Origin of the sequence: Streptomyces sp. NPDC021100, assembly GCF_044333095.1 — a bacterium.
GTDB lineage: Bacteria > Actinomycetota > Actinomycetes > Streptomycetales > Streptomycetaceae > Streptomyces.
In genome coordinates this window covers 301445-314532 of record NZ_JBIRQH010000005.1, presented here as the reverse complement: position 1 = coordinate 314532, position 13088 = coordinate 301445, and the positions used below count along the sequence as shown (strand labels likewise).

Genomic DNA, 13088 nt, shown 5'->3' with positions numbered 1-13088 from the left:
CTCAGAAGACCAGGCGGTACTGGTTCCAGCCCGAGTTACCGATCTTCACGGGGGCCTTGAAGGGCGCGGAGGCCTCGCCCGTGCCCTTGTACAGCCACAGGGCGCCGTCGTTGTCGATGGCCATCAGGTCGCTGCGGCCGTCGCCGTCGGTGTCGCCGTTGGAGAAGAGGTGGTGGTACTTGTTCCAGCCGCCGCCGATCCGGGTGCGGGCCTCGAAGGGCTTCTCGGCGTCGCCGGTGCCCTTGTAGAGCCAGAGCACGCCGTCCCGGTCGTGGGCGACGATGTCGGTCTTGCCGTCACCGGTGAGGTCGCCGCGCCCGGCGATCTCGGTGTACGTCCCCCACTCGGATCCGGTGATCACGTTCTCGCCGGCGAACGTGCCGTCGTAGTTGGTGATACGGACGTTGATCCTGTCCGTCCCCAGTGCGACGAGGTCGGATTCCTTGCCGCCGCCGAGGTTCCCGGGCGAGATCAGGCCGTGGTAGAAGTACCCGTAGTTGGGCACGAGGGTGACGTCTTTGCCGGTGAGGCCGTGGAACTTGAGGTCGCGGCCGTTCTCGCTGATGAAGTAGTCGCCGTCGTGGCGGCCGTCGGCGTCGCGGTCGACCTGGGCGATTTCGCTCAGGTCCTTCCACGGGCCGCGGGCCTCGCGCGGCTTCAGGCCGCCCTTGCCGTCGACCTCGTAGACGTAGAAGTCGTCGCCCTTGGCGGTGACGGCGCCGACCTGGAACACCGGCGCGGCAGCCGACGGGCTCTTCGCGGCGGCCAGTTGCGCGCCCGACGTGTGCGCGGCGGCCACCCCGGCCGTCCCCCCGACCAGGGCCACGGCGACGGCCGCGGTGACGAGGCGCGAGAGACCGCGCCGAGAAACACGCGAAACAGTAGTCATGGAAAGTTCCCCCCAACCATGAAAATGGTGTGCAGTGCCGCTCACCGTGCACGGAGAACAGCACTGGATCTTCACAAAAGCCACGTGAAGAGATGGAGTCCGGCGGAGCCGGGAACGGGCCGTGCCGCCGGCGAGCGGGGCACGGCCCGGTGACGCTTCACCGCATGGGCGGTCAGTAGACCAGGCGGTACTGGTTCCAGCCCGAGTTGCCGATCTTCACCGGGGAGGTGAAGGGCGCGGCGGCCTTGCCGGTGCCCTTGTACAGCCACAGGGCGCCCTTGCCGTCGACGGCGAGCAGGTCGCTGCGGCCGTCGCCGTTCAGGTCGCCGTTGGAGAAGACCTTGGTGTACTTGTTCCAGCCGCCGCCGATCCGGGTGCGGGCCTCGAAGGGCTTGTCCGCCTTGCCGGTGCCCTTGTGCAGCCACAGGACGCCGTCGCGGTCCTTGGCGACGATGTCCGTCTTGCCGTCACCGGTGAGGTCGCCGCGGCCCGTGATGTCGGTGTACTGGGCCCACTCCTTGCCGCCGATCCGCGTCTGGCCGGAGAAGGTGCCGTCCTCCTTGACCGTGTACAGCGACAGGTGGCCGCTCTTGCTGCGGGCCAGCAGGTCCGACTGCCGGGACCCGGCGAGGTTCCCCGGCGACAGGATGATGTCGTTGAAGTGACCGAAGTCCGGCACGACGTTGCGGGCGTGGCCCGCGAGGCCGATGAACTTCAGGTCGCCGTGCTCGACGTAGTAGTTGCCGTCCTGGCGGCCGTCCGCGTCCCGGTCGACCCAGGTGGCCTGCGTCACGCCGGTGAACTTCGCGCCGCTGGTCTGGCGCGGCTTCAGACCGCCCTTGCCGTCGGCCTCGTAGTAGTAGAACGCGTCGCCCTTCTTGGCGACGGCGCCGAGCGGGAAGACCGGCGCGGAAGCCGACGGCTTCTTCGCGGCGGCCACCTGGGCGCCCGACGTGTGCGCGGCGGCCACCCCGGCCGTCCCCCCGACCAGGGCCACCGCGACGGCGGCCGTGACGAGGCGCGAGAGACCACGTCGAGAAACACGCGAAACAGTAGTCATGGAAAGTTTCCCCCCAACCATGAGAAAAGGTGCAGCAGTGCTGCTCGCCGTGCACGGAGAGCAGCACTGGATCTTCACAGACTCTACACAGGCTTCCCGGCCTCAACTACCGCTGTGGGGAACCCAACAGCTCCATCTCGGCCAAGCTCGCCTCGCCACCGATGACTTTCAGCCGATAGTGACGGTAGGTGACCGGAGAGTGGAGTGAGAACACCCGCGTTTGCCGGTCCCATGTGAAGGACTCCCCCTCACGTCGATCGGTTCCACTCCAGTCACGTCCGTTGTCGGAACCTTCGAGCACCCACCCGTGCGGCGCCCGGGCCCGGTCGGCGGAGGTGAGGGTGTACGAGGTGACGCGGGAGCCGGCGGTGACCTCCAGCGGGACGGTGGTGACGGTGGCGGCGGTGCGGGAGGTGTTGTCGGTGAGGGCGGAGCCGTCCGGGACGGTGACGTCGGACAGCGGGGCCGGGACCTTGTCGTCCTGGGTGATCGAGGTGGGCCCGGCGCCCTCGCCGGAGGCCCAGGAGGACGGCTCGGGGCCCATGGCGAACTCCAGCGTGGCCCCCTGCGCCACCACCGAGTGCGGCAGCGCCGTGGAGTTCCAGGGCTTGCCGTCGACGGTCAGCCCCTGCACGTAGACGTTCCGCGCGCTGTTGCGCGGAGCCTTGACCACCAGGTCGCGGCCGTTCTCCAGGTGCACGGTCGCCTTGGTGAACAGCGGCGACCCGATCGCGTACTCGCCCTGCCCCATCACCAGCGGGTAGAAGCCGAGCGCGCTGAAGACGTACCAGGCGGACATCTCGCCGTTGTCCTCGTCGCCCGGGTAGCCCTGCCCGATCTCGCTGCCCAGGTACAGGCGGGAGAGCGCCTCGCGCACCTTCGCCTGCGTCTTCCACGGCTGCCCGGCCGCGTCGTACAGGTAGGCGATGTGATGGGACGGCTGGTTGCTGTGCCCGTACATGCCCATGCGGACGTCCCGGGCCTCGGTCATCTCGTGGATGACCCCGCCGTACGAGCCGGCGAACTCCGGCCCGCCCGTCTCCGGGGTGGCGAAGTAGGCGTCGAGCTTCTTCGCGAGCCCGGACCGGCCGCCGTACAGCGCGGCGAGGCCGCGGGTGTCCTGGGGGGCGGTGAAGGCGAAGTTCCATCCGTTGGTCTCGGTGTAGTCGTAACCCCAGACCCGCGGGTCGTACGCCTCGGGGGCCAGCCGCCACGAGCCGTCCTCGTTCCGGCCCTGGAAGAAGCCGATCCGCCGGTCGAACAGCTTGACGTAGCCGCGGGCGCGGTTGAGGAAGTACTCGGACTCCTCCCGGTAACGCTCCTTGTGCGTCTGCGCGTAGAGGGACCGGCCCATCCGCGCCAGCCCGAAGTCGTTGAGATAGCCGTCCAGCGCCCAGGACATGCCCTCGTGCGTCTTCGTGCTCGTCCAGCCGAGGAAGACGGAGGTGTCCATGCCCTTGCGGCCGGTGCCGGGGTCGGTCGGCGCCACCGTCGCGTTCTTCAGCGCCGCCTCGTACGCGGCCTCGGCGTCGAAGCGGACGCCCTTCGCGTGGGCGTCGGCGAAGGCGATGTCGGAGCTGGTGCCCGTCATCAGGTCGGCGTAGCCGGGGGAGGACCAGCGCGAGACCCAGCCGCCGTCCTTGAACTGCCGCACGAAACCGTCCACCATCCGCCCGGCCTGCCCGGGGGACAGCAGGGAGTACGCGGGCCAGGTGGTGCGGTAGGTGTCCCAGAAGCCGTTGTTGACGTAGACCTCGCCGTCGACGATCCGGGCGCCGGTACGGGTGGGGGTGGACGCGCCGGTGGGCGGGGAGAACGGGCTGGCGTAGCGCCGGGTGGGGCGGTCGGCCGAACCGGTGTTCTCAAAGCCGGAGTTGGGGTAAAGGAAGAGGCGGTAGAGGCCCGAGTACAGGGTGGTGAGCTGGTCGGCGGTCGCGCCCTCCACCTCCACCCGGCCCAGCAGGGCGTCCCAGGCGTCCCGGGCCCGGTCGTGGACCCGGGCGTACGGCGTCCCGGCCGGGATCTCCTGCTCCAGGTTGGCCTTCGCCTGGTCGGTGCCGATGAGCGAGGTGGCGATCCGCAGGGTGACCGTACGGTCGGCGCCCGGCCGGAACCGCAGGTAGCCCGTGACGTCGCTCCCGTCCCCGGCCCCGCCGCGCCCCAGCTTCCCGCCGCCGGTCACCGGGGCGTCGAAGGCGCCGTAGACGTACAGCCGGCCGGCCCCCGTCGACAGCCCGCTCTTGACGTCCGACCAGCCGGTGAACGTCCCGTGCGCGGTGTCCAGCGTCAGACCGCCGGCGTTGGTGACGTTGTCAAGGATGACGTTGGCGTTTTTCGCGGATTCAGCAGGAAAGGTGAATCGCATCATCGCGGCGTGGTCGGTGGGCACGATGTCGGCCTTCAGCCCGTTGTCGAAGGTGACGCCGTAGTGGTGGGGCGTGGCCGTCTCGCGGGAGTGGTGGAAGGGGAGAGCCCGGGCGGTGCGCGAGGCGTCGGGGGTGCCGGCCGCGACCGAGGGCATCACCTGGAAGGTCTGCCGGTCGCCCATCCAGGGGCTGGGCTCGTGGCTCGCTGAGAACGCCTGGAGGGTGGGCAGGTTGTCGGCGTTGTTGGCCGCCGCGTACCGGTAGAGCCAGCTGGTGGAGCCCGCGTCGGTCACGGGCGTCCAGAAGGTGAAGCCGTGCGGGACGGCGGTGGCGGGGAAGGTGTTGCCGCGGGAGAAGGAGGAGCTGGAGAGGGTGCCGCGGGTGGTGAGGGCGCGGTCCGCGGGGTGCGCCGGGGTCTTCTCCTCGGGCGCGGGCGCGAGGGAGACGTCGTCGATCCAGCCCCGGAAGGGCGCGGGGCCGTCGGGGGCGTCGTAGGCGACGAGGACGCGTGCCACGGTCTTGCCGGCGGCGACGCGGCCGATCTCCGCCTCCTTGTTGTTCCACTGGTTGACGTAGAGCGTCTTGGAGTCCGCCTGGCCGCGCGGCGTCAGCGGCGCGCCGTGCTGGTCCCGGGCGTCGAGCTGGCTGAGGTAGGTGCCGTCGGTGAAGGCGAGGTCGAGGGAGACGTGGGTGGCGGGGTAGCGGGGGTCCCGCTCGGCCATGGCGGGGAAGATCTTGTACGCCAGCCGGGTGCGCGCGGTGACCCGCACGTTCACGGCGAAGACCTTGTTGTACGCGTAGGCGCGGCCCTTGGCGCGGTGGGTGCCGCCGTAGCGCAGGGCGTGCTTCCCCGTGAAGCCGGCGCGGGGCTTGGCCGTGGGGGAGGCGGCCGGGCCGGTGTCGGGGTACGTGCGCATGGCCGCGGGCGGGGGAGTGCCGGGGTCGGCCGTGGCGAACTGCACCTCGGCGAGCTGGGTGAGCTCGTCGCCCGCGTTGCCCGTGATCTCAAGGCGGAAGTGGCGGTAGGCGCCACCGGTGGCAAGCGTGAACTGCCGTGTCTGGAGCCGCTTTTCGAAGTTCTCGCCGTGCCGGGTGTCGAGGACCGTCCAGCTCTTCCCGTCCGCCGAGCCGCGCAGCGTCCAGTCCCGGGGGTCGCGGCCGGGGGCGTCGTTGGCGGAGGTGAGGGCGTACCGGGCGACGGCGACGGGCTCGGAGAGGTCGAATTCCAGCCAGGCCGTCCGCTGCCGGACCAGCCACTTGCTGGAGGGTTCGCCGTCGACCAGGTTCTCCTTGATCTCCCCGCCCTCGGCGTTCTCGCCGCTGGCCCGGACGGCGGTCACCTTGTCGGTGGCGTTGCCGGGGATGCCCTGGCCGTCGCCACCGTCGACCCCCGACGACCTGGCCCGGCCGTCCGGGCCGGTCTCGGCCGTGTTGCGCCAGTCGGGGCGGGGATCGCCCGGTTCGAAGGAGGACGCGAAGCTTTCTTCCGCTCGTGCGCCGCTTTCTTCCGCTCGTGCGCCGGCCGCCGTGTCCGCGGCCCTCCCGGCGGGCGCCGCGGCGGCGCCGGACGGGACGACCTGAGGGGCCGTCACCAGTATGGCGGCCACAAGGACGGCCGCGGGACGGGCGAGCGCCCGCCGGCGACGTCTGAGTCTCTGTCTCATCCCTTGCCTCTCCCGAAGGCAGACAACGTTGTCACCCGGATCGCGCTCTGTTAAGTAGGGCGTGAGGCTCCAGTGGTGTCAAGGGTCCCGGGGCTGGTGTCGCCCGGTGTCGGAGAGGTCTCAACTCGGGAAAGACTGACGGTCAAAGACGCTTCCGATCTTGCCCAGTTGGTGAGAAGTGGACTATACCTGTCCGTCCGGGGCGACCCCGTGTCGCCGTGGCGGAACCGGGGGAGCACCGGGGCCCATCGAGGGGACGAGCCGACGGCTCCGCCCGGGCACCTCCCCGGCGTACACCCAGCACGTCCAGCACGCTCAGCACATCCAGCACGCCCAGCTTCCACCGAACCGCGGTGTCGTGCCCTTCGTCGAGCCGACTGCACAGGGGAGACCGCCACACCGCCTGAGTCCTGGAGAAGGCGAGGACTTGAGCATGGGATCCACCTCGGAATTCAGCCGGCGCGACCTCATCAAACGCGCCGCGGCGCTCGGCCTGGTGGCCGTACCGGCGATGAGCGCGCTCAGCGCCTGCGCGTCCGGCGGCGACGACGATGACGCGAAGCCCGACAAGCCGGCCGGCGGCGGCGGTGGCGCGGGCGAGATGAAGCCGCTGAAGGTGAACGCCTCGGCCCCGCTCGACGTGGTCATCTTCGACGGCGGCTTCGGCCAGCAGTACGCCAAGGACGCCGAGGCCGAGTACAAGAAGGCGTACCCGCAGGCCGAGATCAAGCACACCGGCACCCAGGACATCGCCCCGCAGATCCAGCCCCGCTTCAACGGCGGCACCCCGCCCGACCTCATCGACAACTCCGGCGCCAAGCAGATGGACCTGGGCACCCTCGTCGGCCTCAAGCAGCTCACCGACCTCAACGCCCTGCTCGACGCGCCCTCCCTCGACGACCCCAAGAAGAAGGTGCGGGACACCCTCCGCCCGGGCGTCGTCGAGATGGGCCAGTTCGACGGCGACGAAGTGTGGGTCTTCTACTACGCCTACACCGTCTACGGCGTCTGGTACTCGAAGACCAATCTGGAGAAGCTCGACGCCCAGTACCCCGAGACCTGGGACGAGATGCTCAAGCTCTGCGAGAAGGCGAAGAAGAAGGGCATCGCCGGCTGGACGTACGCGGGCCAGCACCCGTACTACATCCCGTTCAGCCTGTACCCGTTCATCGCCAAGATCGGCGGCACCGAGGTGCTGGACCGCATCGACAACCTGGAGCCGGACGCCTGGAAGCACCCGGCCGTGAAGGCCGCTTTCGAGGCGTACTACGAGCTCTACAAGAAGGGCTACATCCTGCGGGGCACCGCGGGCCTCGACCACATCCAGTCGCAGACGGCGTGGAACGAGGGCAAGGCGCTGTTCATCCCGAACGGCTCCTGGGTGGAGAACGAGTCCAAGAAGATGACGCCGAAGGACTTCCGGATGGCGGTCGGCGCGCCGTCCAGCCTGGACAAGAGCGACAAGATGCCGTTCGGCACCATCTGGGCGTCCGGCGGCGAGCCGTTCATCGTGCCGAAGAACGCCAAGAACGCGCAGGGCGGCATGGAGCTGCTGCGGATCATGCTGGGCAGGAAGTCCACGCAGAACTTCATCAAGGCGGTCTCCTCCCTCACCTCCCTCAACGGCGGCACCGAGGGCCTCACCCTGCCGCCCGGGCTGGCGTCGTCCCAAGAGGCGCTCACCAAGGCCGGCCGGAACGTGGTCAATCCCCGGCTCCAGGACTGGTACGTCTCCCTCCAGAAGGAGAAGATCGGCAAGGCGGCGCTCGGTCTGATGATGGACGGCCGGCTCACCCCCGACGAGGCCATCAAGAAGATCCAGAAGTACACCGACGACACCCGCAAGGACGACTCCGTCAAGAAGTACAAGCACAAGTAACCCGTCCCGCACCGTCCCGCGCCAAGGCGGCACCCGTCACGGCAGTTCGAAGATCGGGGTCCGAGGTCATGCAGCACGGTAAGTACCGTTTCATCGCCGGGTTCCTGCTGGTTCCCCTGGCGATCTACGGGGTCTTCGTCGTCTCGCCGTTCGTCCAGGCCATCTACTACTCCTTCACCAACTGGACGGGCCTGAGTTCGAAGTTCAAGATGACGGGGCTGAAGAACTACCAACGCCTGTGGGACGACGAGCTGTTCTGGAAGGCGCTGGGGCACAACCTTCTGCTGCTCCTCCTGCTGCCCTTGGTGACGCTGGGACTCGGCCTGTTCTTCGCCTTCATGCTCAACGTCGGGGGCCGCCGCCGGAAGAACGCGGCGGTCGCCGGCGTCCGCGGCTCCGGCTTCTACAAGATCGTCTATTTCTTCCCGCAGGTGCTGTCCATCGCCATCGTCGCCCTGCTGTTCAAGTTCGCCTACAACCCCAACAGCGGGGCGATCAACTCCTTCCTGGACGCGATCGGCCTGGACTCCCTCCACCCCAACTGGCTGGGCGACCCGGACCTGGCGCTGTGGTGCGTGACGGCGGTGATGGTCTGGAGCAACGTCGGCTTCTACGTGGTGCTGTTCTCCGCCGGGATGAGCGCCATCCCCAAGGACTTCTACGAGGCCGCCCTGCTGGACGGCGCCAACCGGGTCCAGACCTTCTTCCGGATCACGCTGCCGCTGCTCTGGGACACCGTCCAGACCGGCTGGGTCTATATGGGCATCATGGCCCTGGACGGCTTCGCGGTCGTCCAGATCATGATGGACGGGCCCGGCCCGGACTACTCCACCGAGTTGCTCACCTACTACCTCTACACCAAGGCGTTCACCGACGGGCAGGCCGGCTACGCGACGGCCCTGGGCGTCGCGCTGCTCATCGTCACCCTGCTCTTCGCGGGCATCGTGATGAAGCTCGGGCGGCGCGAACGGCTGGAGTACTGATGCGCGCGCCCGGCCCCGCAGCGCCTGTCTGTTCCGTCCGTCCGCACAACCACCCGGGGGTGGCACCGTGACCGTGCAAGCCGAGCCGTCGGACCGTCCGGACGCCCCCGCGCCGGCCGCCCCGCCGGAGAAACGGGCGCGGGGCGCGGGCGGCGAGCGCGAGGGCGGCGTCCTGAACGTCTTCTCGCACGGCGTCCTCGTCATCTGGGGCCTGATGGTCACCCTGCCGCTGCTCTGGGCGGTGATGAGCGCCTTCAAGACCGACAAGGAGATCTTCTCCTCGCCCTGGTCGCTGCCGAAGAGCCCGGACTTCGGGGCCTGGGGCCGCGCCTGGTCCCAGGCGCACATGAGCGAGTACTTCCTCAACTCGATCGTGGTGGTGGCCGGTTCGCTGTTCGGCACCATGCTGCTGGGTGCGATGGCCGCCTATGTGCTGGCGCGCTTCGACTTTCCCGGCAACCGCTTCGTCTACTACCTGTTCGTGGGCGGGATGAGCTTCCCGGTGATCCTCGCCCTGGTGCCGCTGTTCTTCGTGATGAAGAACATGGCGCTGCTCAACACGTACCACGGGCTGATCCTCGTCTACATCGCCTATTCACTGCCCTTCACGGTCTTCTTCCTGACCGGTTTCTTCCGGACGCTGCCCAGTTCGGTCGCGGAGGCGGCGCTGATCGACGGCGCGTCGCACACCCGGACCTTCTTCCAGGTGATGCTGCCGATGGCCAAGCCCGGCCTGATCAGCGTGGGCATCTTCAACTTCCTCGGCCAGTGGAACCAGTACCTGCTGCCGGCGGTGCTCAACGTCGGTGACGACGACAAGAAGCTGCTGCCCCAGGGCCTGGTGGCGCTGGCGGCCAGCCAGCGGTACAAGGGCGACTGGTCGGGCCTCTTCGCGGGCCTGGTGATCGCGATGCTGCCCGTCCTCGCCGCGTACATCGTCTTCCAGCGCCAGGTGCAGTCCGGGCTGACGGCCGGCGCGCTCAAGTAGGCGCCGGGCCTCCCGTCCGGACCGCCGGCGGAACGGATCCGGCCACTCCGTCCGGGGATACGATCATGCGCGTGACCCAGCTCGACAGCACCAAGCTCCGTATCGGCGACGACGAACGCGACGAAGCCATCGAAGCCCTGACGACGCACAGCCGCCAGGGCCGGCTGACCATCGACGAGTACGGAGAGCGGCTGGAGGCCCTCAACGAGGCCCGGACGCGGGCGGACGTCCTGGCCCTCTTCGAGGACCTCCCCGAGCCCCGTCCGATCCTCGTCGACGCGGCCTCGGGCACCGCCCTCGCCCGGTCCGGCACAGGCGCCCCGGTTCCCGCCCGGTCCGCCGCCCCGGAGGCCGCCGACCGCCCGGGCCGCTTCACCGGCGCCTTCCTCGGCGTCCCCGTCGGCGCGGTCGCCGCCGCGAGCGTCAGCTACGCCACCGGGAGCTGGTTCTTCATGTTCCTCGCCGGGCCGATCGCCTACGCGGCGGACCACCTCTCCCACCGGGTGCGGCGCGAGCGGGACTGAGCCCCCGGAACCGCTCTCGCTGCCGTCGGAGGGCCCCCGCCCCTCCACCCCGACCGCCGCCGAGCGGTGATCCGTACCATGGGAGGGCCCCGCCCGACGCTGTCGCGGTGTCCGGAGCCTTGACGCGCTCCCGGGTGTGCGGCTGAGCTTAGAGTTCATATGTTGTACGGATACCGGGCTCCACTGTCGCAGCCCGGTGGCCGGGGCGGCGGTCGTGCCGTGCCGACGAGGCGGGAGTGGATGGGCGTGGAGACTCCGGGGTCGCAGTCGTCGCTGCACCGGGCCAACCTGGAGCGGGTCGTCCGCGCGGTGCGCAGGTCGGGGGCGCTCACCCAGGCGGAGATCGCCCGGACCACCGGGCTGTCGGCGGCCACCGTCTCCAACATCGTCCGCGAGCTCAAGGACAACGGCACCGTCGAGGTGACCCCCACCTCCTCCGGCGGCCGGCGGGCCCGCAGCGTCTCCCTCTCGGGCGACGCCGGGATCGTCGTCGGCGTCGACTTCGGCCACACCCACCTGCGCGTGGCGATCGGCAACCTGGCCCACCGGGTGCTCGCCGAGGAGGCCGAGCCGCTGGACGTGGACGCCTCCGCCACCCAGGGCCTGGAACGGGCCGAGCACCTGGTCAAGACGCTGATCGCGGCCACCGGCATCGAGCCGGGAAAGATCATCGGGGTGGGCCTGGGCGTCCCCGGGCCGATCGACGAGTCCGGCGTCCTCGGCTCGACGGCGATCCTGCCCGGCTGGGCCGGCACCAACCCCCGCGACGAGCTCGCCACCCGGCTCGACGTCCCCGTCCACGTCGACAACGACGCCAACCTCGGCGCGCTCGGCGAACTGGTCTGGGGCGCCGGCCGCGGTGCCGCCGACCTCGCGTACATCAAGGTCGCCAGCGGCGTCGGCGCCGGCCTGGTGATCAACGGGCAGATCTACCGGGGCCCCGGCGGCACCGCGGGCGAGATCGGCCACATCACTTTGGACGAGTCCGGGCCCGTCTGCCGCTGCGGCAACCGCGGCTGCCTGGAGACCTTCACCGCCCACCGCTACGTCCTGCCGCTGCTGCACTCGGCCCACGGCCCGGACCTCACCGCGCCGCGCATGGTCCGGCTCGCCCGCGACGGCGACGCCGGCTGCCGCCGGGTGATCGCGGACGTCGGCCGGCACATCGGCAGCGGCGTGGCGAGCCTGTGCAACCTGCTCAACCCCAGCCGGGTGGTGCTCGGCGGGGACCTCGCGGAGGCCGGGGAGCTCGTCCTCGCGCCGATCCGGGAATCGGTCGGCCGGTACGCGATCCCCAGCGCCGCACGGCAGTTGGAGGTCGTACCGGGCGCGCTGGGCGGCCGGGCCGAGGTGCTCGGCGCGCTCGCCCTCGTGCTCAGCGAGATGGGCGACTCCTCGCTGCTGGACGGATTGCCGGCGGCGGACGCGCCCGGTCCCTTCTGATCGCTTTCCGGGCACCTCCGGCAACACACCCCTTGAGTTCACGCACATAACGCATGGCATCGTTGCCATCTCGTTAAGGATTAACTTCTTGACGCCCCTTTGCGGTCCGAGTTGACTTCCGGTCACCTCGGCCGCAACGGCGCGGCCATGTCAGGGAGGTATCCGTACGTGAACACGCATCTGCGTCGCGCCGCGGTGGCCGTCGTCGCTCTGTCGACGGCCGTCACCCTCGCCGCCTGCGGCAAGGCCAAACAGGCCGGCGACAACGGGGACAAGCAGGAGAAGAAGGGGTCGCTCACCATCGGGCTGCTCCTCCCGGAGAACCAGACCGCGCGGTACGAGCGCTTCGACAAGCCGCTGCTCGAAAAGAAGATCAAGGAATTGGCGGGCACCAGCGCCACCGTCGTCTACGAGAACGCGAAGCAGGACGCCTCCGTCCAGCAGCAGCAGGTCGACACGATGATCACCAAGCGGGTCGACGCGCTGATCGTCGACGCCGTGGACGCCAAGTCGATAGCGAGCTCGGTGAAGAAGGCACACGACAAGGGAATTCCCGTCGTCGCCTACGACCGGCTCGCCGAGGGCCCGGTCGACGCCTACACCTCCGTCGACAACGAACGGGTCGGAAAGATCCAGGGCGAGTCGCTGCTCAAGGAACTCGGCGACAACGCCGGCAAAGGCCAGATCGTCATGATGAACGGCTCGGTCACCGATCCCAACGCCAAAATGTACAAGGACGGCGCCCATTCCGTGCTCGACGGAAAGGTGAAGATCGGCAAGGAGTACGACACCAAGGAGTGGAAGCCGGAGAACGCCAACGAGAACATGAAGGGCGCGATCTCCTCGCTCGGCAAGGAGAACATCGTCGGCGTCTACTCGGCCAACGACGGCATGGCCGGCGGCATCATCACCGCCCTCAAGAGCGCCGGCTTCGACAAGCTGCCCCCGGTCACCGGCCAGGACGCCGAACTCTCCGCCGTCCAGCGGATCCTCGCCGGCGAGCAGTTCATGAGCGTCTACAAGCCCTACGTACCCGAGACGGAGGCCGCGGCCACCATGGCCGTCGCGCTCGCCCAGGGCAAGAAGCTCGACGGCACCGCCAAGACCACCGTCGACAGCGGCAGCGAGAAGAAGATCCCCGCGATCATCGTCGACCCGTTCGCCCTCACCAAGGCCGACATCCCCAAGTACGTCGGCAAGGAGGGCTTCTTCACCCTCCGCGAGATCTGCACCGACAAGTACAAGTCCGCCTGCGACGCCGCCGGCCTCAAGTAGGGCGCGCGCCCGAGGAG

General features: G+C 69.5%; 9 protein-coding genes. 6 read left to right on the top strand and 3 right to left on the bottom strand.

Going from position 1 to position 13088, the window contains the following annotated elements; translation table 11 throughout:
- Nucleotide 1: 1 nt before the first annotated feature.
- From ACH4PU_RS13510 to ACH4PU_RS13500, 3 genes are all read right to left on the bottom strand, one after another.
- Nucleotides 2-889 (bottom strand): FG-GAP repeat domain-containing protein, encoded by an 888-nt coding sequence (locus ACH4PU_RS13510; protein WP_398270696.1) that lies wholly within the window; start codon nucleotides 887-889, stop codon nucleotides 2-4.
- Between the two features lie 172 nt (nucleotides 890-1061).
- Nucleotides 1062-1949, bottom strand: a complete 888-nt coding sequence (locus ACH4PU_RS13505) for an FG-GAP repeat domain-containing protein (protein ID WP_398270693.1) — start codon at nucleotides 1947-1949, stop codon at nucleotides 1062-1064.
- A 106-nt stretch (nucleotides 1950-2055) separates the two neighbouring features.
- Nucleotides 2056-5979, bottom strand: a complete 3924-nt coding sequence (locus ACH4PU_RS13500) for a GH92 family glycosyl hydrolase (RefSeq protein ID WP_398270690.1) — start codon at nucleotides 5977-5979, stop codon at nucleotides 2056-2058.
- Between the two features lie 433 nt (nucleotides 5980-6412).
- Between ACH4PU_RS13500 and ngcE the strand changes: the two genes are divergently transcribed.
- The 6 genes from ngcE to ACH4PU_RS13470 all read left to right on the top strand — a co-directional run bounded on the left by ngcE (nucleotide 6413) and on the right by ACH4PU_RS13470 (nucleotide 13071).
- Complete coding sequence (gene ngcE, locus ACH4PU_RS13495; RefSeq protein ID WP_398270687.1) at nucleotides 6413-7858, top strand: N-acetylglucosamine/diacetylchitobiose ABC transporter substrate-binding protein; 1446 nt, start codon at nucleotides 6413-6415, stop codon at nucleotides 7856-7858.
- A 68-nt stretch (nucleotides 7859-7926) separates the two neighbouring features.
- Complete coding sequence (locus tag ACH4PU_RS13490) at nucleotides 7927-8841, top strand: carbohydrate ABC transporter permease (RefSeq protein ID WP_398270684.1); 915 nt, start codon at nucleotides 7927-7929, stop codon at nucleotides 8839-8841.
- 67 nt (nucleotides 8842-8908) lie between these two features.
- Nucleotides 8909-9829 carry a carbohydrate ABC transporter permease gene (locus ACH4PU_RS13485; protein WP_398270681.1) on the top strand — a complete coding sequence of 307 codons (921 nt, stop codon included), beginning with the start codon at nucleotides 8909-8911 and terminating at the stop codon, nucleotides 9827-9829.
- A gap of 71 nt (nucleotides 9830-9900) precedes the next feature.
- Complete coding sequence (locus ACH4PU_RS13480; RefSeq protein ID WP_398270678.1) at nucleotides 9901-10353, top strand: DUF1707 domain-containing protein; 453 nt, start codon at nucleotides 9901-9903, stop codon at nucleotides 10351-10353.
- Between the two features lie 240 nt (nucleotides 10354-10593).
- A complete protein-coding gene (locus ACH4PU_RS13475) occupies nucleotides 10594-11796 on the top strand; it encodes an ROK family protein (protein WP_398270675.1) in 1203 nt (400 codons plus the stop codon).
- A gap of 168 nt (nucleotides 11797-11964) precedes the next feature.
- Nucleotides 11965-13071: a substrate-binding domain-containing protein gene (locus ACH4PU_RS13470; RefSeq protein ID WP_398270672.1), complete on the top strand. Its 1107-nt coding sequence runs from the start codon at nucleotides 11965-11967 to the stop codon at nucleotides 13069-13071.
- Nucleotides 13072-13088: the final 17 nt, after the last annotated feature.

Excerpts from the sequence above, each read along its gene's own strand:
- ACH4PU_RS13510 (WP_398270696.1), bottom strand. The coding sequence starts at position 889 with ATGACTACTGTTTCGCGTGTTTCTCGGCGCGGTCTCTCGCGCCTCGTC.
- ACH4PU_RS13505 (WP_398270693.1), bottom strand. The coding sequence starts at position 1,949 with ATGACTACTGTTTCGCGTGTTTCTCGACGTGGTCTCTCGCGCCTCGTC.
- ACH4PU_RS13500 (WP_398270690.1), bottom strand. The coding sequence starts at position 5,979 with ATGAGACAGAGACTCAGACGTCGCCGGCGGGCGCTCGCCCGTCCCGCG.
- ngcE (WP_398270687.1), top strand. The coding sequence starts at position 6,413 with ATGGGATCCACCTCGGAATTCAGCCGGCGCGACCTCATCAAACGCGCC.
- ACH4PU_RS13490 (WP_398270684.1), top strand. The coding sequence starts at position 7,927 with ATGCAGCACGGTAAGTACCGTTTCATCGCCGGGTTCCTGCTGGTTCCC.
- ACH4PU_RS13475 (WP_398270675.1), top strand. The coding sequence starts at position 10,594 with ATGGGCGTGGAGACTCCGGGGTCGCAGTCGTCGCTGCACCGGGCCAAC.